General features: G+C 63.7%; 21 protein-coding genes. 3 read left to right on the forward strand and 18 right to left on the reverse strand.

All coding sequences use genetic code 11. The features are described from left to right. Positions 1-77: 77 nt before the first annotated feature. The 12 genes from AC4HNJ_RS10305 to AC4HNJ_RS10360 form a co-directional block, all read right to left on the reverse strand. On the reverse strand, positions 78-2,036 hold the full coding sequence (locus AC4HNJ_RS10305; protein WP_490479480.1) for a relaxase/mobilization nuclease domain-containing protein: 1,959 nt from the start codon (positions 2,034-2,036) through the stop codon (positions 78-80). Continuing rightward, positions 2,029-2,475, reverse strand: a complete 447-nt coding sequence (locus AC4HNJ_RS10310) for a hypothetical protein (protein ID WP_490479481.1) — start codon at positions 2,473-2,475, stop codon at positions 2,029-2,031. Before AC4HNJ_RS10310 ends, AC4HNJ_RS10305 begins: the two co-directional genes overlap by 8 nt. After that, positions 2,472-3,047 (reverse strand): S26 family signal peptidase, encoded by a 576-nt coding sequence (locus AC4HNJ_RS10315; protein ID WP_490479482.1) that lies wholly within the window; start codon positions 3,045-3,047, stop codon positions 2,472-2,474. The genes AC4HNJ_RS10310 and AC4HNJ_RS10315 overlap by 4 nt, the downstream gene beginning before the upstream one ends. Continuing rightward, positions 3,044-3,580 (reverse strand): DUF2840 domain-containing protein, encoded by a 537-nt coding sequence (locus AC4HNJ_RS10320; RefSeq protein WP_490479483.1) that lies wholly within the window; start codon positions 3,578-3,580, stop codon positions 3,044-3,046. The genes AC4HNJ_RS10315 and AC4HNJ_RS10320 overlap by 4 nt, the downstream gene beginning before the upstream one ends. After that, the gene (locus AC4HNJ_RS10325; RefSeq protein ID WP_490479484.1) at positions 3,577-3,828 is read right to left on the reverse strand and encodes a chromosome partitioning protein ParB; all 252 of its coding nucleotides are present in this window, start codon (positions 3,826-3,828) and stop codon (positions 3,577-3,579) included. Before AC4HNJ_RS10325 ends, AC4HNJ_RS10320 begins: the two co-directional genes overlap by 4 nt. Further along, complete coding sequence (gene parA / locus AC4HNJ_RS10330; protein ID WP_490479485.1) at positions 3,825-4,463, reverse strand: ParA family partition ATPase; 639 nt, start codon at positions 4,461-4,463, stop codon at positions 3,825-3,827. The genes AC4HNJ_RS10325 and parA overlap by 4 nt, the downstream gene beginning before the upstream one ends. 265 nt (positions 4,464-4,728) lie before the next feature. Further along, positions 4,729-5,586 (reverse strand): replication initiator protein A, encoded by an 858-nt coding sequence (locus AC4HNJ_RS10335; RefSeq protein WP_490479486.1) that lies wholly within the window; start codon positions 5,584-5,586, stop codon positions 4,729-4,731. Positions 5,587-5,612: 26 nt separating this feature from the next. Further along, the gene (locus AC4HNJ_RS10340; protein WP_490479487.1) at positions 5,613-5,912 is read right to left on the reverse strand and encodes a helix-turn-helix domain-containing protein; all 300 of its coding nucleotides are present in this window, start codon (positions 5,910-5,912) and stop codon (positions 5,613-5,615) included. Between the two features lie 83 nt (positions 5,913-5,995). Continuing rightward, positions 5,996-6,760 (reverse strand): DUF2285 domain-containing protein, encoded by a 765-nt coding sequence (locus tag AC4HNJ_RS10345; RefSeq protein WP_490479488.1) that lies wholly within the window; start codon positions 6,758-6,760, stop codon positions 5,996-5,998. Positions 6,761-7,094: 334 nt separating this feature from the next. Further along, entirely contained in the window at positions 7,095-7,442 is a 348-nt protein-coding gene (locus AC4HNJ_RS10350) for a DUF2958 domain-containing protein (RefSeq protein ID WP_490479489.1), read from the reverse strand. Between the two features lie 285 nt (positions 7,443-7,727). Then, complete coding sequence (locus AC4HNJ_RS10355; RefSeq protein ID WP_490479698.1) at positions 7,728-7,979, reverse strand: DUF736 family protein; 252 nt, start codon at positions 7,977-7,979, stop codon at positions 7,728-7,730. Between the two features lie 288 nt (positions 7,980-8,267). Beyond that, a complete protein-coding gene (locus tag AC4HNJ_RS10360) occupies positions 8,268-9,317 on the reverse strand; it encodes an RHS repeat-associated core domain-containing protein (protein ID WP_490479699.1) in 1,050 nt (349 codons plus the stop codon). 81 nt (positions 9,318-9,398) lie between these two features. Between AC4HNJ_RS10360 and AC4HNJ_RS10365 the strand changes: the two genes are divergently transcribed. Next, complete coding sequence (locus AC4HNJ_RS10365; RefSeq protein ID WP_490479490.1) at positions 9,399-9,617, forward strand: XRE family transcriptional regulator; 219 nt, start codon at positions 9,399-9,401, stop codon at positions 9,615-9,617. A gap of 110 nt (positions 9,618-9,727) precedes the next feature. Further along, positions 9,728-10,576: a hypothetical protein gene (locus AC4HNJ_RS10370; protein WP_490479491.1), complete on the forward strand. Its 849-nt coding sequence runs from the start codon at positions 9,728-9,730 to the stop codon at positions 10,574-10,576. A gap of 90 nt (positions 10,577-10,666) precedes the next feature. Here the strand turns inward: AC4HNJ_RS10370 and AC4HNJ_RS10375 are convergent, their stop codons facing one another. The 4 genes from AC4HNJ_RS10375 to AC4HNJ_RS10390 all read right to left on the reverse strand — a co-directional run bounded on the left by AC4HNJ_RS10375 (position 10,667) and on the right by AC4HNJ_RS10390 (position 15,629). Then, the gene (locus tag AC4HNJ_RS10375) at positions 10,667-10,984 is read right to left on the reverse strand and encodes a DUF736 domain-containing protein (RefSeq protein WP_490479492.1); all 318 of its coding nucleotides are present in this window, start codon (positions 10,982-10,984) and stop codon (positions 10,667-10,669) included. Positions 10,985-11,749: 765 nt separating this feature from the next. Continuing rightward, on the reverse strand, positions 11,750-13,798 hold the full coding sequence (locus tag AC4HNJ_RS10380) for a ParB/RepB/Spo0J family partition protein (protein ID WP_490479493.1): 2,049 nt from the start codon (positions 13,796-13,798) through the stop codon (positions 11,750-11,752). Between the two features lie 75 nt (positions 13,799-13,873). Next, on the reverse strand, positions 13,874-14,698 hold the full coding sequence (locus AC4HNJ_RS10385; protein ID WP_490479494.1) for a DUF932 domain-containing protein: 825 nt from the start codon (positions 14,696-14,698) through the stop codon (positions 13,874-13,876). Between the two features lie 535 nt (positions 14,699-15,233). After that, on the reverse strand, positions 15,234-15,629 hold the full coding sequence (locus AC4HNJ_RS10390) for an ATPase (protein WP_490479495.1): 396 nt from the start codon (positions 15,627-15,629) through the stop codon (positions 15,234-15,236). A 1,033-nt stretch (positions 15,630-16,662) separates the two neighbouring features. On the opposite strand from AC4HNJ_RS10390, the gene AC4HNJ_RS10395 reads away from it, so the two are divergent. After that, positions 16,663-18,309 (forward strand): MASE1 domain-containing protein, encoded by a 1,647-nt coding sequence (locus AC4HNJ_RS10395; RefSeq protein WP_490479496.1) that lies wholly within the window; start codon positions 16,663-16,665, stop codon positions 18,307-18,309. Positions 18,310-18,342: 33 nt separating this feature from the next. Here the strand turns inward: AC4HNJ_RS10395 and AC4HNJ_RS10400 are convergent, their stop codons facing one another. Beyond that, a complete protein-coding gene (locus AC4HNJ_RS10400; RefSeq protein WP_490479497.1) occupies positions 18,343-18,792 on the reverse strand; it encodes a hypothetical protein in 450 nt (149 codons plus the stop codon). 387 nt (positions 18,793-19,179) lie between these two features. Further along, the gene (locus AC4HNJ_RS10405; RefSeq protein WP_490479498.1) at positions 19,180-19,845 is read right to left on the reverse strand and encodes a DNA methyltransferase; all 666 of its coding nucleotides are present in this window, start codon (positions 19,843-19,845) and stop codon (positions 19,180-19,182) included. Between the last annotated feature and the right edge of the window lie 325 nt (positions 19,846-20,170).

The following is a 20,170-nucleotide window of genomic DNA, read 5'->3' on the forward strand; positions in this document are numbered from 1 at the left end:
CGGCTGCGCCCCCGCGCTCTTGGCTGAGTAGGCTTCAGCGCAGGTGCTTGCGCGATGTGCACTGCGTGCGCGACAACCTAGCCAACGCCGGGAACACGCTGCCGCCCCATCTCCCAAGACACCGCGCCGCCGCGTAGCGTCGCGGCGAGCGGCTGTCCCAGCCGCTGTTCGATCACCGGCTTCCACGGCACCAGCGAGAAACCCATGCCGTCGTCAAGCATCGCGTAGCGCCCGCTGGCGAGCATGACGGAGCGTCGGTAGATGCCTGACACGCGTTGTCCGTCGGCCACGGGTCGATGCACCAGGCCGGTTTCGGCGGTGATGTCCTGCGCCGCCTTCTCCAGCTCGCGCCCGCGCAGCGTTGCCAGCAGGTTGCGCGCGAGGACGATGCGCTGACCACGCCGCTCGGCCAATCCCTGTTCGGCCAGGAAGTCGGCGCGCTGCTGCATCGCCTGCTTGGCCTCCGCGCCAAACCCCAGGTCGCCCAACCCCTTGCCGCCACCGATCAACTGCTGATCGAGCCAGGTGGCGCCGATCACACGGGTTTGCCGCTCAATAGGTAGGTGCGATTTCAGCGCCACCGCCACGCCGCCGCCCAGACGCTGCGCGTCGTACTGACGGCCCCGTTCGGCCAGGTCGCCTGGCACCTGCCAGACGCCTTCGGCCACACGCTCCACGATGCCGGCTCGGCGCAGGGCTTCCAACCGACGCACGTGGGCGGCCACCACCTCGCGCGGGTCGCGATCGGGCGTGGCCTGGCCCTGCGCCACGGCCAGGTGATGATCAGTGCGGTACACACCTTCGACGGCCAGTGCGGCGATGGCCCGATCAGCGGCGCGCACGTCGGCCGACCCCTTCACTTCCACCACGGCGCCGGTCGGATACTGCTCCAGTTCCGACCGTGACGGCAGCGCGACGTAGTGTGCCTTACCGTCCGTGCCATCGACGATCAGGTAGCCCTTGTCGTACAGCTCGTCGGCCAGCCCTTTGCCAACGACGCGGCCCACGATGGCGCGGTCATTCTCGCCGGCCTGGAACACGGCCAGTTCGCGCTGTCGGCCACTCATAGCCCGTTGCATGGTGCGGATGATGTCGCCGCGTTCACCCATCGCCCGCAAGGTCGATTCCGCGTCGGCATGGATAGCCCACGTGCCAGGCTGTTGCTCGGTCGCCAGGCCCATCTGCTGCAAGCGTTGCAGGCGACCGATCAGCATCTGCCGGCGGCGCTGCAACCGGGGGTCGGCCAACGTCTCCGGTCGCACCCGACCGTCCACGGCCTCGTGCTGCAAGGTGCGATCCAGACCCGTCCAGCGCTCCTGATCAACCTCGCGCTGCATAGTGCGCTGCATCTCCAGCTCAGTGCGCGGCCCCAGCCACTCAGTCGCCAGTTCCGATGCCCGGAGGCGCATCCCCTGAGCGATGTAATCGCGGGCGATGATGAGGTCTTTGCCGGTGTCGTCCTTGCCACGCAGGACGACGTGCGTGTGCGGGTTATCGGTGTTCCAGTGATCGACTGCGACCCATTCCAGCCGTGTGCCGAGATCTGCTTCCATGCGCGCCATCAGGTGCCGGGTATAGGTGCGCAGGTCGTCGAGCTGTTCGGCGTCCTCGGGTGAGACGATGAAGCGAAACTGGTGACGGTCGTCGGCGCCGCGTTCCCTGAACGTAGCGAGGTCAGCGGTGTCGGTCGCAGGTCCGTAGGCGTGCCCTGCCCCGCCATGGCGATCGACGCCTTCACGCTCGATGTAGCGCAGGTGCGCGTCGGTCGAGCGTCGCCCGGCTTGTTTCAGGTTGACCAGCCGCGCCTTGATCGTGACACGCCGGGCGTTCGGTATGAGCGAGCGCCCGGCAAAGCGCGCCGCCACATGGCCACGCCCGAGCCGGGCGCCGGGCCGCTGGCCGGCCTTGCGGATCGTGTTGCCGGCCCCCACGCCCGCCTTGCCGCTCTGGCGCAACACCCGGTTGATGAAAGCGTCGCCGCGATGCCGGGGAACCCCTGGCCGGACGCGGAAGCGATCGTCGTCGCCGCTACGCATGAGGCCGCTCCATCGAAGACGGGCGCAGTCCGGCGTGCGAAGCACGCGCTTTCACCCATGCCGACGCGGCATAGCGTGCGCTCGCGGCACGCCGCGGCATCAGGCGCGTGCCGCGCCACCCCCATGTGCAGACTGACTTTTCGCGCCACGCAGTGCCGCGACCTTTTATCTTGCCCTGCGCCTTGGACCTGCGCTGTCGCTCCGGTCTGCGGCGCACCGGCGGCGCAGCGCAACGCGCTGCATGACCGCCGGCGAGCGCCGGCCATGCCCTTGGCATGGCGCGCTCGGGGCAAGCCGTCTGCACAAGGGAAGACGCCACCCCATGCCACGCGTCGTAGGGCACAAAGGCATCCGCACGGTCTGCATGACGGCACGATGCGGAACTGCGGAACCACACGCCGGATGGCACGGCGATACGCAGCACATCGTCAGCCTTCATCGGCGTGGCTCCAGCCACACCGGATGCGCGATGCCTAATACGGCGGATGCCTTGACCGGCCCAAAATAGCGGCTGTCGAACGACGCCGGGTTGGTGGTGCTCAGCAGAAACAGTTCACCCGCTCGCAGACGTCGACACTGCTGCCAAGATGGCAGGCGTCGGCCCATGCCGTCGGCACGCAGCACGTCGGCCACCGGTGTGCCGCCGATATGCACCGTACCGTCAGACACACACACCCACTGGGGTGCGATGGCCGCGACTGGCTTGAGCAGCGGAATGCCCCTCGGCAGGTAACCGCGTCGCGCGGCCAGCGCCGCCGCATCACCCGGCAATGACACCAACACAAGGCTACCGACGTGTGGTGCGTCGCTGCTGCGTCTGTGCGGATCGACCCGATACCAACCGATCGCCACGCTGCCGGACGGGTTGTAAATGAAGCGCGGCACGGGCGACACCCAGGACGCCCAGGCCAGCGCAGCAACGCCGCCGGCGGACAAGCCGGCGAGCATGAGGCGAACGTGCCGACGCGAGCGATGCGATAGTCCACCATGGGACGCCGACATGATTGTCATGACAACGCCCTCCCCGCCAGCCACGCCGCGTGCCGCGCGACGCTGTAAAGCGGCAATGGTCCCCGCGTCGCGAGGCGGTTGTTCAGCGTGCGCCAGTACGCCGGTGATGCCGCGCTCGGTGCGATGCCCAGTGCCTCAATCGCGTCAATGCACGACAGCGTTGCCTGCACTTGTCGTTCGCCTTCGGCGTGCAGCAGCAGTTGCGCGCCGGGATGCACGCCGGGAATGCGTTGCGCCGCACCCATCGACGTACAGGCTTGCATCACCATGAGTTGCCATCGCGTCGTGCCGTAATCGTTGGCCTCCCAGCGGATGCGGCAGAAGATCGACGCCGGCCAGAACGCGGCCACGCGCCGCCAGCGATCGCGCTGCACGTAATAGGCCGGCTCACCGAAGCGCAGGTAGAGGTTGATCCGATGCGCGACGTAGGCGAGCGAGACACGCGTCAATACGTCGCCACCGCACCGGCTGGCGAGCGCAATGAAAGATGGTGCAGACGGCTGTTCCGTCGCAGCGGTGCGGTGCGTGTTCATGGCGTGTGCTCCGGGAACTCTCGCTCCAGCAGCGCGCGCAACAGTTCGGCCACGGTGACACCTTGCGTGAAGGCTGAAACCTTGATGCGCGCGCGCAGCGCGGGCGTGATGTCGAGCGTCAGGCGTGCGGTGTAGAGGTCGCCTCGCTGAAGCGCGTCGCCGTCGCCCTGGCGAACCCACGCCTCGGCGTGCGGGTTCGCCGGCGGACGCGCGCCGATGGCGATGCGCTTGCCGTGGGTCGTGCTCATGGTGACCACCGCAGCAGTTCATCGGTGAGTGCGGCGATCTCGCGCGCGGCGGCGCTGTCAGGCGCCGTCTCGCGTGCGAGCCGCCCGGCGGCCACGCTGTCGGCGAACACGATGCGCTGATGCACTTCCGAGCGCAGTGCGGGTAGCGGTTGTTCGGCGAGCGCGCTGCGCGCCTCGCGGCCAATGATCGTCGTGCTGACGCGCCGGTTGATGACGAAGGCCGCGCGTAGCGCTGGCCGAAACACTTGCGCTTCACGGATCAGTGCCACCATCTCGGCCGACGCCCACAAGTCGTAGGGGCTGGGCTGCACCGGGACCAGCACCCGGTCGGTCGCCAGCAGCGCCGAGCGCGCCAGCGCGGCGATGCGTGGCGGGCCGTCGATGACGACGTGATCGCTGCGTCGCGCGAGTTCGGGCGCCTCCTGGTGCAGCGTCTCGCGTGCGAGCCCGACCGCGCTGAACAGTCGTGGCAGTCCCTGCTGACTTCGGCGTTGCGTCCAGTCCAGCGATGAACCTTGCGGGTCGGCATCAAGCAGGATGACCGATTGACCGCGCATCGCTAGCTCGCCGGCGACGTGCGTGGCAAGTGTGGTCTTCCCGACGCCGCCTTTCTGGTTGAGCAAGGCGACGATCATGGCGCGGGCCGCCCTGCTGCAAAGCCGACCTTCCTCTGCTGCGCAAAAAGCAGTGGCTTTGACCTGTCAGCGGTTGTCCACCGCGACGTCGTGGCGCTACTACCAGTTAGTGCCTCTAAGTTAGAGACGTTAGAGGGCGCGCAAACCCGCGCCGCTCTTGGATTTGCAGCAGATGCGTACGCCTGATAGCACGAGGGTCGTACTCCCGATAGCACGAGTCGCGGTGCGCCTGATAGCACGAGACTGTGCACCGCTTGTCCACGCGTTATCCCCGTGCCGTGACCGGCACGGGCCGGAAAGTGAGCCATTCGGTGCCATCGTCCGGTAGGCGTTCGATGTGCAGCACGTAACCTGGAAGCGACTGCCGCGCCACCAGGGCGCGCAGGTCGTAGGCAAAATCCGAGTAGCGCGTGGCGCTGCCGGATTTGCGATACAGGTGCCGGAAATCGAACCGCCAGCCGCCGGCCTGGCGCCCGCCGTGCTTGCGCACCAGCCGATAGAGCCAACGTTCGAGCCCACCGGTGAGGCGAAAGTACGCCGGGTCGATGGTCAGCACGAGCGCGGCATCGAGCACGCCCGCGTAGAACCAGTCGGGCAGGATCAGTTCGATGCCCAGCGGCGAGCCGCACGCATCGGCACGCTCCTTCCACTCGTTGATCCACGAGAAGCGATGCAGCCGCCGGCCGGTCATCTCGCGGATGGACGTGGCCACCGTAGTCGATTGCAACCGATCCAGTGCAGCCTTCAGGCGCTGGTAGTCGCGCCGCGACGTACCGCGCCCGATGAAGCGCAGGATCTCGTAGGGCGTGGCTCGCATCAACCGCGAGGTCGGAATACCTGCATCGCGGGCTTCGACGATCTGACTCGCGGCCCAGATCAGGATGTCCGCATCCCAAATGGTGGCGATGCCGTGCTCGGTCGTACCCTCCACCCGAATCGTCACGCCACCGGCGCGGAAGTCGATCGGCGTCGTGCGTCGTGACTTCGCCAGCGAGAAGAACGGGAAGGCCATCAGGTCCTGGCTGTCGCGTGGCGCCATGTCGCCTGGCAGCGCGCGGAACAGCGCAAGCTGCTCGTCCACTGGGGAGGATTGCCGCAGGGGCGGCAGCGATGGGCGAGACATGGCGATGGCCGCCCGCGGGTGGCCGGTCAGCGCGCACGGCTGTCCGCCGCGTGGCGCTCGGTGTACTCCGGATCGGACGTGGCCTCGAAACTGTGCTGGTCAGCCCAGGCATCGAGGTCCACGGCGGCGTACATGACACGCCGGCCGAACTTGCGAAAGCGCGGGCCGCCACCGATGACACGCTGCTTCTCCAGGGTGCGCGGCGAGAGTCGCAGATACGCTGCGGCTTCGTCGTTGGTCAGGTAGCGCGGCGACTGAGCAGCTGTTGCGGCGGGTTGCTGGGTAACCACATGAGCGGCAGAGGGCCGCACGGGAGCGGGTCGCATGGGGTGAGCCTCCATCGGTTGAGAGCGCCGACCGCCATGGCGCGGCCGTATGGGGGCAGTCTCGGAAAAGGCCGAGGGATTGCTCAGGGACGTTTCGCAGACCGGCGCAAACGTCCCTGTGCGATCGGTGGGTACGGGAGTAGGCGCCAGTAGCCACCACGCATCAGCAGCACGCCGCGCTGGGCAAGCCGGCGCACACGCGCGCGCAGCGCGCCGTCGGCGTGCCAGTCGGCTGCGACGGCCGCCCGCCCAACCAGGGCCTCGGCCACTGCACGCAACGTGGCGCCCGCCAGCGTGCCGTCCAGCGTTTGCAGCGTATGTAGCTCAAGGAGCGCCGCGCGGCCTAGCCGCGCCCGGCTCCACGCCCACGACGACGCCGAGCTCTCCACCCGCGGCAGTGGATGGCCATGGTGGAGCGCGTGAACATAGGGCATACCGTGTTCCAAGGTCGGGGCGAGTGCGACGCGTCGCCAGCCCCCCGGCAGCCACACGGTCAGTGACAGATGCTGGCCATCATGGAACAAGTGCTTGTGGCCGGGCATGCACCACAAATCGAAGCGCACCGCGCCAGCCGCTGGTGCCAAGTCGGGGTGGAGCTGTATCGCGCCGGCCGGGTCGGGACACCAGGCCGGATATGCATCGCGTGCATCCAGCCTGGGGTTCTCCAGTCGGCATAGGCCCCAGCGGTGGGCAGCGGCGGCGGCGCTGGCACGGCGGCGATGGTGCCACCAGTCGCGGCAGTAGTCCGGGTTACGGCGCAGGTATTCCCAGGCGAGCGCCGGTCCGTCAAGGTGCGGTACGTAAAGGTAGGCAGCGCTGGGGTGCCAGGGTTCAGGCGCATCGGTCATCGCACGGGCTTCCCTTGGTGACGGGACATCGCCGCAAGCGGCCCGCCGTGCGGTCAACCAGGCATCATGGCGATGGGCCATTTGCTTGGGAAGATCAAGACCGTTTGGCTCCGGCTTATGGCCTGACGCGTCCGGGTACGACGGCCGCGCGCACCGCGTTGCGTGCGTGGCACTCGGTAGCGTGCACAGAATCGGCCACGCGATCGCGACTTTTTCAGCCAGGAACGCCGCGTGATCGTGCAGCAATCCTGATTGATGCCGACCCGGTCTCAGGTAAGACCGAAAACGCCACCATGCGCCCGGCTTAGTGGTGACTGGCCGGCGCCGTCATCGATCAGTCGACGATGGACCCGTTGAGTTTCGCCAGTCGCGCGTAATCCGACAGGCGGCGCGCAGCGCGGAAGAACTGGTCCCGCAGCACCGGGCGATTCGATGGGCCGACGATCGTGGCGAGATCCGACAGCCGGACGGTGCCCAGCTCGGGCATGCCGATGCCGACATCGCATAGGCCCCAGGCGGTATCCCCGTCTGTGGGATCGAGCGCGGCCAGCAGCCAGGTCGCATGCGCGTCCGGGGTGAACAGGCGCACGATGGGCATCGGATCAAAGCCCTCCGTCACGGCGCGGGCTCGACCATTAGCCAGCAACGCCGCGCGCTCCTCGTCGGTGATGAGCGCATTCATCGTCTGGACCCCCCGCAAAGATCGCTCCCTCGAAGGATCGCCGCCATTTGTGTCATGGCTGATACGGCACCACCCGCAGCCTCCGGCGAGCCTACGCTTTTGCACGGATACGCGTCTCTACCGATCCGGCTTCGTGCTTCCGCGCAAAGGCCCAGATACGCATGGCCACGTATCCGTCAAAGCGCACACGTGCAAAGGCGGTCGTGTGGAAATCCGTAACGCCACCAAAGCGGCTTCCCGGATCGGCGGCGATCCACGCAAACGGATCAGCACAAACCCACGGATTCAGACAACAGCAGGGGCCCCGCCGCGTACGTCATCTCGGCCGACGCAAAAGCGCCGATCGAGGGTCACAGACAGATGAAAGCCGCACGGCCTGGCTAGTCTTTTTCCATGCCGCGCCGATGTCGTAGCCGCCGCCCTGCGGAACGCCGGCGCGTTTTCGCTGGCTTTGCCATTGGAAACAAAGTCGACCTTGACGAGGAGCGTCAGGGTGCGAATCGTGCCGGCGACGTTATGGTTCTGGGCGTGACAGATTCACCCACGTCGGCCCCCTCGCCGACGTTGACAGTGGTTACCTGATGGGTCGGCGCTCTGCGCTGGACGAGTCGCCCGGTGGCCTAGCACGCTATGTCTTTTTTATGCGTCTGATATGCAGCAGCACGAATAGCTGAGACACGACCAGCCAGAATACAAATAACTTTCTCTCTTGGTCATATTCACCATAAATCACAACAATGGTTGCGGTGGCTCCCACCGTCCAAAGAACCGCGAGCATTTCCAGGAAGAGAATCCGCTTTAGCGTCAAATATATTGCTGTACGCACTAATTTTGCTTCTCGTTCAATTTTTCCGTGCCGGCGGCACCCGCTACATCTCCGACTCTGCTAAATTGCGACGCTGTCGCCTGTAGTATTCCCGGCTTCGATGCAGTGCTGCCCACTGCCCGGGTAGTGTCGGCGATCGTTGTTCCGATTCCTGGCGCTGTATTGACCGCCGCTTTTGACATATCGTTCATGGCACCATTGGCTGCCGCTCCCGCGAAGTCACCTGCGGCCGCACTTATGCTTGAGCCAAGGACACTGCCAACAATGTTGGCGCCAGCGGCGTTGAGCGCCGCTTGGCCTGATGGTTTTTTTCCGTTTGCAACATCACCTGCGGCAGATGAGGCGAACCCAACAGCGCCGGATACCGCCGCCTGGCGCAATACAGCCTGTGTGGCCGTGATAGTGCCGGCTGCCGCGGCACCCGTCAGTGCTGCTCCGCTGCCTCCGGTTATCGCTCCACTCACCGCTGAAATGGCAACTTCTGTTTTGTTTATAGGTTGGTTCGGATGGAAATATTTTTGGACGCCTATATCAATCCCACCCCCGACCAATGCCCCCGCCAAGGCAATCTCAGCGATGCAGCCATCCCATATGCAGCGCCCATCCGGATCGGTATGGTTAATTGGATTGTTGTTGACGTAATCATAGCGGTTGAAGTTAAAGGTGTTCGCTACGGTCGGCGTAACGGGATCCACGCTTAAAAAGCGACCCGTTGCAGGGTCATAGTATCTGTGCTGCATGTAAACAAGGTTCGTCTCAGGATCGTCCACATGTCCGGTGTATCCAGGCCCATTTGGTGGCGTACCTAACGCAGTTGTTCCGTATGGCGTGTAGTCATACGTAGCGATGATGTTGCCTTTGGCATCCGCTTCCGCCAAGGGCGTACCTTGGGGGTCGGTATATACGTAAGTAACCGTGCCAATTTGCTGCGCGTGTAACAACCCGCTCGTTACGAGTGCCAGCATGCAACAAACGAAAAACGCTGCTCGACTGATAACCATTCCGTTGCCCCCTGTCCATTGCCCGCACCGACATGGCGGGTGCGTCATCCTGATGAGAACAATAATGGCAGGAAGCGTCAAGCTCTTGGAGGAAAGAGACGGATTGACCTGCGCCTGCCGTTCCAAGACATGCGTAAGATAATTGAGAACAATAGTTGCAGTGGCCCCATCGCCCACGTGTCCTGCCACACCTATATGAGGTCGGTGAAGCGCGACCAGAAAAGCCAGACCATGCACAAACTGGCCAAGCTTTGCGAGGTCATGGAAGTGCGTCCGTTGACGCTTGTGACGCTGGCCCATGCCGGCGACAGCACGTGCAAAGCCGATCAGCTTCTGGCGCAGATATGAGAAGAACTCGTGGCGATCCTTGGGTACATTGAAAAATGAGTCGCCCTTAGCCAAAAAGCTGATAATTGGCGTCACTCATCCACTTCTACTCAGATCCAGGAGAACTTGCTATGGCCCTGCGAGTGACCTTCGACACCAATGTTTTAGACTTGGCGTGTCGGCCAGAGCGATTCCCCAAAGACGCTCGACAGCCTCAATTGCAGAAGGTGCGCGACGCACTTCTAGCCAAAAGCATTCAAGGCTTCTATTCGGTCACGATGCTGACTATAGAAGGGATCATGCGCAAAGATCGGGCCAGAGTTTTTGCTGGCACGACACTCAAACAAGAACCGGAGCAGATTTCTGTTACAAAGAACGCGGACCTTCCCGAAGCGATCCGGAAAAAAGTAGGAGGGGCTGATATTGAGACCGTCAAGGTTAACTACGTAGTCGATCAGCCTCGCACGCCACTACATCCAGAAGTCATTGCTCGGATAAACGCCGCAAAAACGCTAGGCGTCGGTGTACTTAAAGCTGTTCCTCGAGTGGGCGCATTCGACATCAAGGATCCAGATGGAGAGTTCTATCTTGCCAATGGAGAGGGCGACGCAATGCGTACTTGGATAAACAAAATCCACGAAGTAGCCAGAGCTGTTGAACACCGAGGATTGGGCATTGCACAAGTAAAAGCACTTGGCGGGACTATGGCCTCCGGTCCGGACGAACTGTGGTTCAGTGCGCTCGAAAACGCCAAAGACGTTCATCAAGAACGCGCTGTCGAGCGCGCCTTCAGCGAATGGGCCGATGGAGACTCCATCGCTGCACACATCGCTTATGGTCTTGATATTTTCTGCTCGGCAGACGTCGGCAACAGCAATGCAACAAACTCCATTCTTGACCCTACAAATCGGGCATGGTTGACGGCAACTTATGGCGTCCGATTCATGACCTTTGACGACCTTCTAGCCACACTCCCGTAGCGGCGCGAAGCACAACCGTTTGCGTACCTTGTTTTGCCGAGCGTTCTCGAAGGCGCCCCGCCGCAATGGGCGGGGCGCGGTCGGCGGCGATCAGTCCGCCGGTTGTGGCTTGCTGCGCGACCAGATCAGGTCGTGCGTGCCGTCCTCGTTCTCGATCAGGCGCGCATAGACTGTGGCCGGAAACGAAGGATCGTCGAGGGTCACGGACACGTAGGGCCGTCCGGCCTCGCTGGTCTTTTTCCATGCCGCGCCGATGTCGTAGCCGCCGGCCGCCTGGATGCGGAAATCCGGCGCGTTTTCGCTGGTTTTGTCGTTGGGAACAAACTTGACCTTGACGTTGAGCGTCAGGGTGCGAACCGTGCCAGCAATACTGTCGTTCTGAGCGGTGAATGTGCCGATGTTGGCCATGATGCTTTCTCCTTTCGGGTTGAACAAGGTCGCGCCAGTGCGTCCTTGTTGTGATCCGGCCGGCGGAGGGTGGGCTGGCCGCACCGCGTAGCGGGCGCAACAACGTGGAGCACCTCGAAGCGAAAAGAATTTGCCGCGCGAGGAAGCCGCGCAGCGGCGGGGAAATTGTTTTCGCTGGAAGGTTGCGGCCATGAAGCCCAAGGCGCAGCCGCGCCCCCGCCAGGATTCACAACAAAGCGAGGACGTACGGGCCGACCGCCCCCCGAAAGGAGACAGGGCCGACTCCGCATCTCCGCATGACGGCTTCGCCGGCTTGTACCCTGACGCGGGCAAGGCCCACCGCAACGAGAAGGGCGACAGCGGAAATGCCGCTGCCGCAACTTGCGACCTCGTACGTGAGGCGTGGCGTGGACGTTCCATAAAGCAAGGCCGGTGAGCGTGTCCGTGAATCGTCCTTCGTGACGTAAAAGCGACGAACCGCCAGCGTCGGAGACGGCACGCTTTGGCGCAACCTGCCGCGGCAAGCCATGGCGTAGCCCATAAAGCCCGCCCATTGCGGCGGGGCGCCATCGACACCTTGCCCGTGCCAGCGGGCACCAATCGCCGTGCCGCGCGCAAGGCACTTGTGCGCTCGCCCCGTCGCCGCCTGGTCGAAGGCGGCGACGGGGCGGTTTTTGCGGGGGACGTTGAAACCGGGCGCGGCACACTTGCCGCGCCCGGTTGGGAAAAGACCCCGGCGCGACGCGCCGGGGTCCTGCTGCACCATCATGCGGTCTGCGGATGGGTGTTCCCCTCCTCGATCACATCGTCGGATGGGTGGACTTTCTCAGTCTCAGCCGGGCCGCCCACCGGCTCCGTGTGATGCTCGGTCTGGAACACCGCAGGCATCCAGCCGGTGCCCTCGGCCAGCCGTTCGGCTTCGCTGGCAATATCGCCCTTTTTGAGCTTCGACAGGCGGGTGGCGTGCGCCGGGGCGTACTGCCCGACGGCTTCCAGAATCGCGGCCTTCGGTACGTGCTGGAAATAGCCTTCGGCGGTCGGCTTCCACCACGCGGCCATATCCAGCCCCACGGCTTGCGCCAACGCCACGCCGGGCTGGTGCGGTGTGGCACGGGGCGTCACCACATCCACGGTAGATGCCACACAAACGGCCAGCAGTCGCACCAGTTCGTCTTGCGACTTCGCCCGCAGCACGGCGAACAGGTCCGCGCTGTCCTGCGGCAACGCCTCGCCCGCGCTCCCCTGCAATGCGCGCAGTGCCACGGCGGCAGGCGATTCCGATACATCCGGTGCCATGCCCTCCAGCCGGTCCTGCACGCCCAGGCGCACGCCGAGCGGCAGGCCGTCGCCGTAGACATCGGGCTGCAAGACGGTCTGCACCATGCCATGCACCAGCGCGGCCAGTGCCACGTGCGGATGCCGCGCGACTTCGATTTGCAGCGCCGCCGTGCGGTGCGCGCTCAACCGCTGCGCCAGCCGGTCGGACAGGCTGGCGGCGACCTTGACCGGTTCCGCGTCCCCGTATGTATCGTCATTCGCGGCCTTACTTCCGGCGAATCCTTGCCGTAGCCGCTCCAACGTACGCAGGGCCTTCGCCTCGGCTTCGCGCAGGAAGCCGCGATGAATCACGGCTTCACCCTCGCGGCCAAGTGTGACGATGGCGCCGGCCACCGCGCGCACGTCCGGGGCATAGTCCTGCAAGGCGTCCTCGATGCCTTTCAGTTCACCGGCCACCTGTTCGCGCCGCGATTCCAGCGCCTCGACCCGACCCTCATCCTCGGCGTCGTAGGCGTCTTCCAGTTCGGCATCGATCTTGTCGAGCCGGCTTTGCAGCGAGGCGACGCGGCGGGCTTCGCGGGTGTTCGGCTCACGCCGCTGACGCGGTGCGCTCTGGAACGCCTGTCGATCGGCAGGACTCATGTGGGGCACGGCTTCGACCCACGCCCAACCCTCGCGGCGCACGTCCTCCGCCATCGCGTCCAGCCTGCCACGTACCAGTGTCTCCAACAGCGCGGTATCGGTGAGGTAGGTACCCGCATCGCCTGCCGCGAACAGGTCGCGACGAATGCCACCGCCCGCCTTCAGGTAGTTGGAAAGCCCCGCGAAGCGCACCAGTGGATCGGTGGCGTCAATTTCGCGCTCGGTCAGGCGCTCGCGCAGCGCCGCGGCCCCGCGCTGCCACTCTGGCGCATCGTAGAACGCGGCTTCCTGCGCGGCGTGGTCGTCAGTGATGGTCAGGGCCATCAACTGTTCCAGCGTCACGCCACCGGTGCGGTAGTCGGCCAGCAGGCGCGGCGAGACGTTAGCGAGCTTCAGGCGGCGCTGCACGACCAGCGGGGTCACACCGAAGTCGGCGGCAATGTCCTCGATGGGACGGCCTTCCTTGACCAGCGCGGCGAACGCCGCGAACTGGTCGGCAGGGTGCATCTGCTCGCGCAGCAGGTTCTCGGCGAGGCTGACGGTGCGGGCCGAGGCATCGGGCACCAGCAGACACGGCACGTCATGGTCAGCGGCGATGCGCTTTTTCTTCGCCAGCAGCTTCAGGGCCGTGAGGCGGCGATCCCCGGCCACCACTTCGTACTGCTCGTCGTTGGCGGCGAGAACGACCACGAGGTTTTGCAGCAGGCCGACGCGGGCAATGCTCGCAGCCAGCTCGGGAATGGACTGGCGCGGGGTGGTGCGTGCGTTGCGCTTGGAGCGGCGTGGCAATAATTGCGAGAGCGGCACCAAGATCAGGTTCTTGGTCGGGTCGGCCACTTCCAGCGGCGCGGCGCTCTCGATGGTACGAGCTTCAGGTTGGATAACGGCATTCATGGGATGACTCCTATAGTTGGGGTGCAGCAGCGAGAGAAGCGGCAAGGGCTGCTGCCCGCCCCTGCCGCGTGGGATTCAGGCTTTCAATTGGCGCAAGCCATCGGCCAGCAACCACAGGGCACGATTCAGGCGGATGTCGTTGTCGATGCCCTGCACGGGGCGGGTGCGTTGGCGGCGACCGCTGGCGCTGCGACCCATCAGGCCACCGTGCACGAGGTTTTCCTGCGTACGGTTGAACACGCTCCACAGGTCGCGGCGGTCGTCGTCGTCGCGGCGCGGCATCAGGATTTGCGATGCCGTGATAGGCGCGGGTTGATCCTCGTCGTACTTCAACGCCAGCGCCGCGCGGGCGAACACCTCCGATTCCCCGCCGTCCAGCGTGATGGCCTGCATGGCATCGCGGGATGCCTGTGCCCGGTCGAAGCCGTGCAAGACTTCGTAAGCGCCTTCGATCACCTGCCCGGCCACATCGCCCTTGTGGGGGACCCGCACGTCCGCCACGGTGTCGCCGCAAACAAGGCCGTTCTGGCACACGAAGCGAAACATGCCGGCGAGCATCTGATAGCTGCTCGTCCCGTCGTGGGAGTTCAGCAGGATGATTTCGTTGGCTTCGCACCCGTTGATCTGGCTGGCATGGCGCAGCCGGATCATGTGCTTGGTGAAGTCGCGGCGGTCGTCGTGACGCACACGGGTCTGACACACCATGAAAGGCTCAAACCCGTTACCGCGCAGCTTCCGCAGCACGCTGGCGGTAGGGATGTAGCTATACCGTTCCGAACGGCTTTCGTGCGGGGCATCCGCGAAGATGGACGGGGCCACCGCGCGGATTTGATCGTCGGACAACGGATAGTCCGAGCGCAGCACCGGGGAACGGGAAGCGAAACGGGAGGCAAGTTGCATGATCGTTCTCCTGACAAGGTTTGCTGTTCAAACCCCACCGGATTCCTAGATTCGGAGCCCGCTTTGGACTTCCGGTGGGTCGGCGCGGAGACCTGGGCCGGCCTCGTTGCCACCGTCTTTCCTGAGTTCATCGCCCGCGACGGTCAGGAGCGCGCGGACGGGTGCCGTCAAGGAAACAAGCGCAGGGGTGGTGCGGCCCGCAGGCGCAGCCGAGGACACGGCCCTGCGCGCCTTGACGGCACACGGCCGCGGGCTACAGTCGCGGACAAGGTGATGAACTCAGGAAGGGCGGATCGACAGGCAAAGGCCGCTGTGTTGGCGCAGACCCACGCAAGCGAAGCGCGCAGGCCCGGATCTCAGAGCCGGGCCGAAGGCCGCGCGGGCGCCGCCGGCACAGCAGGGATAGACCGCAGGGCTTTTCCCCTGGAGGGCAAGTATTAGCGCGCTGCGCCAAGCACGCGAAGACATCGGCAGCGAACGCAGCAGAATAAAGCGCGTCGCCCCGGAGGGCGACGCGCCGGATGGTGCCGCGCAATCAGTTCGCCGCCCGTGCGCTCAGCGACTGCAACTCCTCGATGACGCCGGGTTCGACGAACACGCACGGCTGGTTGGCCGCGATCGGCACGTTGAACACGCGGGCGAACACCTCGCGTTTCAGGTGCGCCACGCGACCGGTGCGATAGATCTGTTCGGGCTTCACACACGTACCGCGCGCCGGCGAGCGGCTGCGCTGCGGGTCACACTCGATGAGCGCGACAAAGCCCTCGTCGGACAGCTTCTGGTGTTCGGCGCATAGGCCCCAGCCGGTGGCCGTGTGATGCTCCATGCTCGCGTGCAGGCGGCGATCCAGCAGGATGTTGCCGGTGTCGAAGCGAACACCGCATACAAGGCAAACGTGTTGTTCGAGGGAAACGTGCGATTTGTCGTTCATGACGATCTCCGGTTGCACGGGCGGAATTGCCCGGAACCGTCGTCAGCACGGCGCAGCGCAAGCAGTCAGGGGGCGAAGCCGACCGCCAGGGCGCCAGCGCCGTCGGCGCGCAGCCCTTGACAGCGAGCACGCCGTGATACGGTAAAGGGAACAGCAAGACCGCCCAGCCACCTCCAAGCAAGACACAGCGAGGCAAGCGAAGCGCGCAGGCCCGGTTCCGGGAGCCGGGCCGAAGGCGTCAGCCGAGCGCAGTGAGGGAACGATGAAAGCCCGCATGGGGCGAGACTCCGCAGGCGGCTCGATGCGCAGCACGACAGCGCGACCGGCCATGGCTTCGTGGCCGGGGACGCCCAAGCGAGGGTAGGATCTCTACAATCATCCCTACGCAGGGTACAAAGGTTCCATGCTCTGGCGGCGCTCCGCCAACCACATAGACCGCTACCCGCGCTGATGGAGACGCTGACAGTGCACCGTGAGTCCGACTTCTACACCATTATTGATATTGAAGGCTCGACGCGCCGTCCGTCCGTTCTACTCTGGGCTTAGGCAACAGCGCAGGATGGCGACGTTGCAAATCGCTCATATCAATCCCGAGCGGCCTCGGTAACGTGAGAAACTGCCACCTCAAGCGTAATTGCGTTTCGCGATGGCCGGAGGCACTATCCCACGCGGCAGACCGCGCTCACACATCGCCGCGATTCCTCCCGGATGAATACGCTCACGCACATCGCGCCGCCATGCGTTTAGCTCCGCTCTCGTTCCTACCTCCGCGAACTCACAACTAGCGGGTCACCAGGTGAGGAACACTCGGCCCCACACCCCGGGGCCGTCTTTTTCAGACATATCAACACCCCGCGAGACGCCCATACCCGCAGTATGTGCGACGTCGTCACCGCATGATCTTGCAGGACCGACTACACACCGAATTCACATTTCAGATTCAATCATTATGGGCATGAGCCGATGCCACGTTGGCTTGATTCTGGGGACCCATAACGCGACATCACATCTCAACCTTTGGGGGATAGGGAGCATGGAGAAAGGAACACGGTTTCGAGGGCGTGAGTGGCTAATTCAGGTAGCGGTCGCTCTCGGTTACGCGCTGGCCTATTGCGTAGTTCGCCCCTTCTCCGATGCTCACTGGCCGTTGACGTCTGGCCTGCGATTCGCGTGTCTACTGCTGATTCCCTATCGGTATTGGTTCGCTCTCGCCGTCGGCGAGGTCGCCCCCCTGACGTATACGGTGTTCAAATGCGTCGCGCTCTTCGGGATAACGACGGCGGCCATTTGGTCGATCCCACCCATCGTGATCGCCATGCCCGTCATATGGTTCTGTCGCAGCCGTCTTTCGCTGTTTCCCGCGAGACGCGTGGTCGACATGAAGGCACTACTGATCTGCGCCTTCGGGACATCACTGGTGTGGTCGATCGTCACCTACGTGGGATACGTCACAGCAACGGATCCCACCATGCACGTCACCCCAATCATGTTTGCTGGCGTTTTCGTGGGTAGCTACATTGCCATCCTGACCGTCGCCACCTGGCCGCTGTTCTTCAAAGTGGTTCGCAACGGGCGCACGCTTCGTCAGATGGTTGCCGAGTCAATGCCGAGCCCCCTGACGTTCGATACCGTCATGTTTGGGCTGCCAATCCTGCTCGTGATGTCCTTTGTCAGCTCGCTTATGGACGCGAATAGCGCTTCGATTCTGCACATGTCCCTGTTTGTTCCGGTGGCATGGCTGACCATCAAATACGGCTGGCGGGGCGCCGCGGCATCCGGTCCCCTCGCTGTGACGTGTGTATGCCTGCTCACTCTCTCGATCCCAGACCCCGCAGTGATCCAGGCGCAGTTCTTTGTCGCGTTCGCCGTGACATTCCTGTTCGTGATGGGCGCCCGGATCGCCTCGCAGGCTCATACGCAGGAGCAAGAACGCCTATCGGTTAACAAAGCCCTGACCGTCGCGCAGCAACTGCTTCACCATGGCGATCTACGACTGCGTCAAGCATCCTCGCAGCTGGACCTCGTCGGCGGGACGATTTCCCTAGCTCATGGACGGATTCTTCAGAAGGTGCAGCATTTTCTCTCACCCGACGAGCGTGCGGCTTATCTGAAGGAATCGATCCAGACCAAGGACAGGATCTACGGGCTGGCCGAATCATTTTATCCAATGGCGTGGCGTGATCGCGGTCTGCCCGCTGCACTCCGGGAAACGATCGGGCGTGTGCTGGATGAGGCCGGGGTGGTCTATCGTTTTAAGCTCGAAGGTCGCGGCCTGTCGCGGCTTGCACCCGCACTGCATCCGGCGATCTATAGGGCGGCGTGCGAGGCTGTTGTCGAGGTGTGCAGCCACCTAACGTGCACCGAGGTCGAGCTGACCCTGCGCGGTGGCGAGACCCACGGTCGTCGATGGGCCGTGCTGCGCGCAGTGGGTGTTAATGACGACACCGACATTCGCGGGCTGGCCCGCCGCGTTGCACTCTCCAACAATGTCGCCGCAAAACTCGGTGTAAAGCTGAGTGCCGGACCGTCTCTCAGTGCTCAAGCTGAGCTATTTGATGGCATCGTCCACACGAAACGGGCTTCGGCTCGCGGGAGCGTCGCTGTGCTGCTTTATGACGCGCAGCACCTGCACATGCAAGAGCGCGCAGAGCCTCGACGGAATCATTTGTGGGTGCGTTGAGATGATCGCGGCACCCACGCCATCAGGGACGTCTTAGCCACCCCGCCCGCCACCGCAGTTGTAAGAGTTGCAGTCGGCATTCGATACAGCATTAAACAGCGTTGTGCCATTAGCCTGCGGTGTTTCCGTAATGGTTGTCGCGCTATCGCTGTAGATCGTGGTCGCATTCGCGCTGCTTGACGGTGTAGACGTGGACACGTTCTGCGAATCGACGCCCACCGGTAACACGATAGTCGTGCCTTCAGCGGTTCCCACCGCGGCATGCACGACACCGTTCAGATCGTTGACCTGGACATACTTGATACCGTTGAGAACGAAGACATAGACGTGCCAGTTCGGGTTGGCGCTAAGGTCAGCAGCATTGGGCCATGACTGACCTAGACCCGAGGCCGGCGTTGCGGTCTGCGCGAAAGCAGTGGACGTCAGACCAATGGCGACAAGGCCGGCGAGTAGAGCTTTGCGAACTCCTTGGAGGCGCTGCATCAGATTTCCCCTTAGCGAGGCCCGGTAGACCGCCCACCGGACGAACCTGAAATTTATCAGCTAAATGTATATCTGAAGATGAAGAAACGTGGCGATCTATGGACATCAGGTGAAGGATTCGTCAATTTGACAGTGCCCCACGGGGAAACAGGTCTTTAATCGTCGGGTTCTCGCCATGCGATGGACGAGAGCGTCGTGCGCTGCAATCCATGTGGATGCCGAACTGCAAGGCAGATCAAGCAGACTCACTCTCGTTCCTGTTTTTCGACAGGCGCGGGCATCTGCCACCTTTGGTGGCGGACCGCGGTAATGGCGTGCGGTTTAAACATGCGCGGTGGATAAAAAAAGACGAGGCTGCCGCGCGGTTGCACGACAGCCTCGGAGTGGTCAAACCGCGCGGGACGTTCGGGCCCGTGCGACACCAGCGAGGCGCCGGCGGGCGTGATCAACGTATTGAGCTTCGAGTTCAATGCCCAGGTAGTGTCGACCTGACAGAGCAGCGGCGACAAGAGTCGATCCGGAGCCCGCAAACGGATCGAGCGTAACGTCGCCAGGACGCGAGAAGGACTGAATCAGCGGCTTTAGTACGCTGACAGCCTTTTCAGTCGGATGCACGACGTTACCGCTGTATTCCCAAGGCTGGACGTCATCGATCGGATGAGCGGGCTTCGCGGGCCGCCCCTTGGCGAGCACGTATGCTTGTTCGTGGCGTGCGTTTAGGAAACCGCGTCGCGAGGTGTAGCCCTTGTGCCAGACGATGTGGCCGACAGCGCTGAAACCTGCTTGCTCCCAGGCGGCGAAAAAGGCGGCGATGGAATTCCAGCCGTAAAACGAAATGCAGAAGGTGTTTGGTTTGAGAACGCGGTAAAGATCGTGAAATGCACCAAGGACACTGGCAGGGTCATCATCGTTGGCGATGGAGCGACCGCTTCGATCTTTGTAGCGGACGAAATAGGGAGGATCGGTTACGACCAGATCGATGCTCTCGCTCGGCAGCGTGTGAAGCACCTGAGTGCAGTCGCCATGTATAAGCTGATCGTTTTGCGTCAACATGATTTGTCTCTCCGAGTGGTTGTTCAAGACGCGGAGAGGCAAAGCCGTGCGGTGAAGGCGAATTGGTCACCGCAGGCTACGGGCCACACGGGAGCGCAGCGAAGGAGCGGGCAGACCGTTGACGAATCGCCGCGCGCGGCTATCGAAGCGGAGAGGCTTGATCAATCCAAGAGGAGAGCAAAGACATTGACGCCATCGATGGGCATTACTACGGCGGGGCGTAGTGGCACAGGTTTCGACGCGAGAATGCAACGAAAGAGCGGACGGACCGTTGCCGAGTCAGCACGCGAAGCTATGGAAGCACAGCGACCTTAATGATCCAACG

It is taken from the genome of Dyella sp. SYSU CM1112 (assembly GCF_058216415.1).

Bases quoted from the DNA above. Each gene is read 5' to 3' on its own strand.
- parA (WP_490479485.1), bottom strand. From the start codon at position 4,463: ATGATCGTCGCCTTGCTCAACCAGAAAGGCGGCGTCGGGAAGACCACA.
- AC4HNJ_RS10390 (WP_490479495.1), bottom strand. From the start codon at position 15,629: ATGAACGACAAATCGCACGTTTCCCTCGAACAACACGTTTGCCTTGTA.
- AC4HNJ_RS10405 (WP_490479498.1), bottom strand. From the start codon at position 19,845: ATGTTGACGCAAAACGATCAGCTTATACATGGCGACTGCACTCAGGTG.
- AC4HNJ_RS10350 (WP_490479489.1), bottom strand. From the start codon at position 7,442: ATGAATGCGCTCATCACCGACGAGGAGCGCGCGGCGTTGCTGGCTAAT.
- AC4HNJ_RS10345 (WP_490479488.1), bottom strand. From the start codon at position 6,760: ATGACCGATGCGCCTGAACCCTGGCACCCCAGCGCTGCCTACCTTTAC.
- AC4HNJ_RS10375 (WP_490479492.1), bottom strand. From the start codon at position 10,984: ATGGCCAACATCGGCACATTCACCGCTCAGAACGACAGTATTGCTGGC.
- AC4HNJ_RS10395 (WP_490479496.1), top strand. From the start codon at position 16,663: ATGGAGAAAGGAACACGGTTTCGAGGGCGTGAGTGGCTAATTCAGGTA.
- AC4HNJ_RS10320 (WP_490479483.1), bottom strand. From the start codon at position 3,580: ATGAACACGCACCGCACCGCTGCGACGGAACAGCCGTCTGCACCATCT.
- AC4HNJ_RS10310 (WP_490479481.1), bottom strand. From the start codon at position 2,475: ATGAAGGCTGACGATGTGCTGCGTATCGCCGTGCCATCCGGCGTGTGG.
- AC4HNJ_RS10360 (WP_490479699.1), bottom strand. From the start codon at position 9,317: ATGACGCACCCGCCATGTCGGTGCGGGCAATGGACAGGGGGCAACGGA.
- AC4HNJ_RS10370 (WP_490479491.1), top strand. From the start codon at position 9,728: ATGGCCCTGCGAGTGACCTTCGACACCAATGTTTTAGACTTGGCGTGT.
- AC4HNJ_RS10315 (WP_490479482.1), bottom strand. From the start codon at position 3,047: ATGACAATCATGTCGGCGTCCCATGGTGGACTATCGCATCGCTCGCGT.
- AC4HNJ_RS10340 (WP_490479487.1), bottom strand. From the start codon at position 5,912: ATGCGACCCGCTCCCGTGCGGCCCTCTGCCGCTCATGTGGTTACCCAG.
- AC4HNJ_RS10335 (WP_490479486.1), bottom strand. From the start codon at position 5,586: ATGTCTCGCCCATCGCTGCCGCCCCTGCGGCAATCCTCCCCAGTGGAC.
- AC4HNJ_RS10400 (WP_490479497.1), bottom strand. From the start codon at position 18,792: ATGCAGCGCCTCCAAGGAGTTCGCAAAGCTCTACTCGCCGGCCTTGTC.
- AC4HNJ_RS10385 (WP_490479494.1), bottom strand. From the start codon at position 14,698: ATGCAACTTGCCTCCCGTTTCGCTTCCCGTTCCCCGGTGCTGCGCTCG.
- AC4HNJ_RS10325 (WP_490479484.1), bottom strand. From the start codon at position 3,828: ATGAGCACGACCCACGGCAAGCGCATCGCCATCGGCGCGCGTCCGCCG.
- AC4HNJ_RS10365 (WP_490479490.1), top strand. From the start codon at position 9,399: ATGCGTAAGATAATTGAGAACAATAGTTGCAGTGGCCCCATCGCCCAC.
- AC4HNJ_RS10305 (WP_490479480.1), bottom strand. From the start codon at position 2,036: ATGCGTAGCGGCGACGACGATCGCTTCCGCGTCCGGCCAGGGGTTCCC.
- AC4HNJ_RS10380 (WP_490479493.1), bottom strand. From the start codon at position 13,798: ATGAATGCCGTTATCCAACCTGAAGCTCGTACCATCGAGAGCGCCGCG.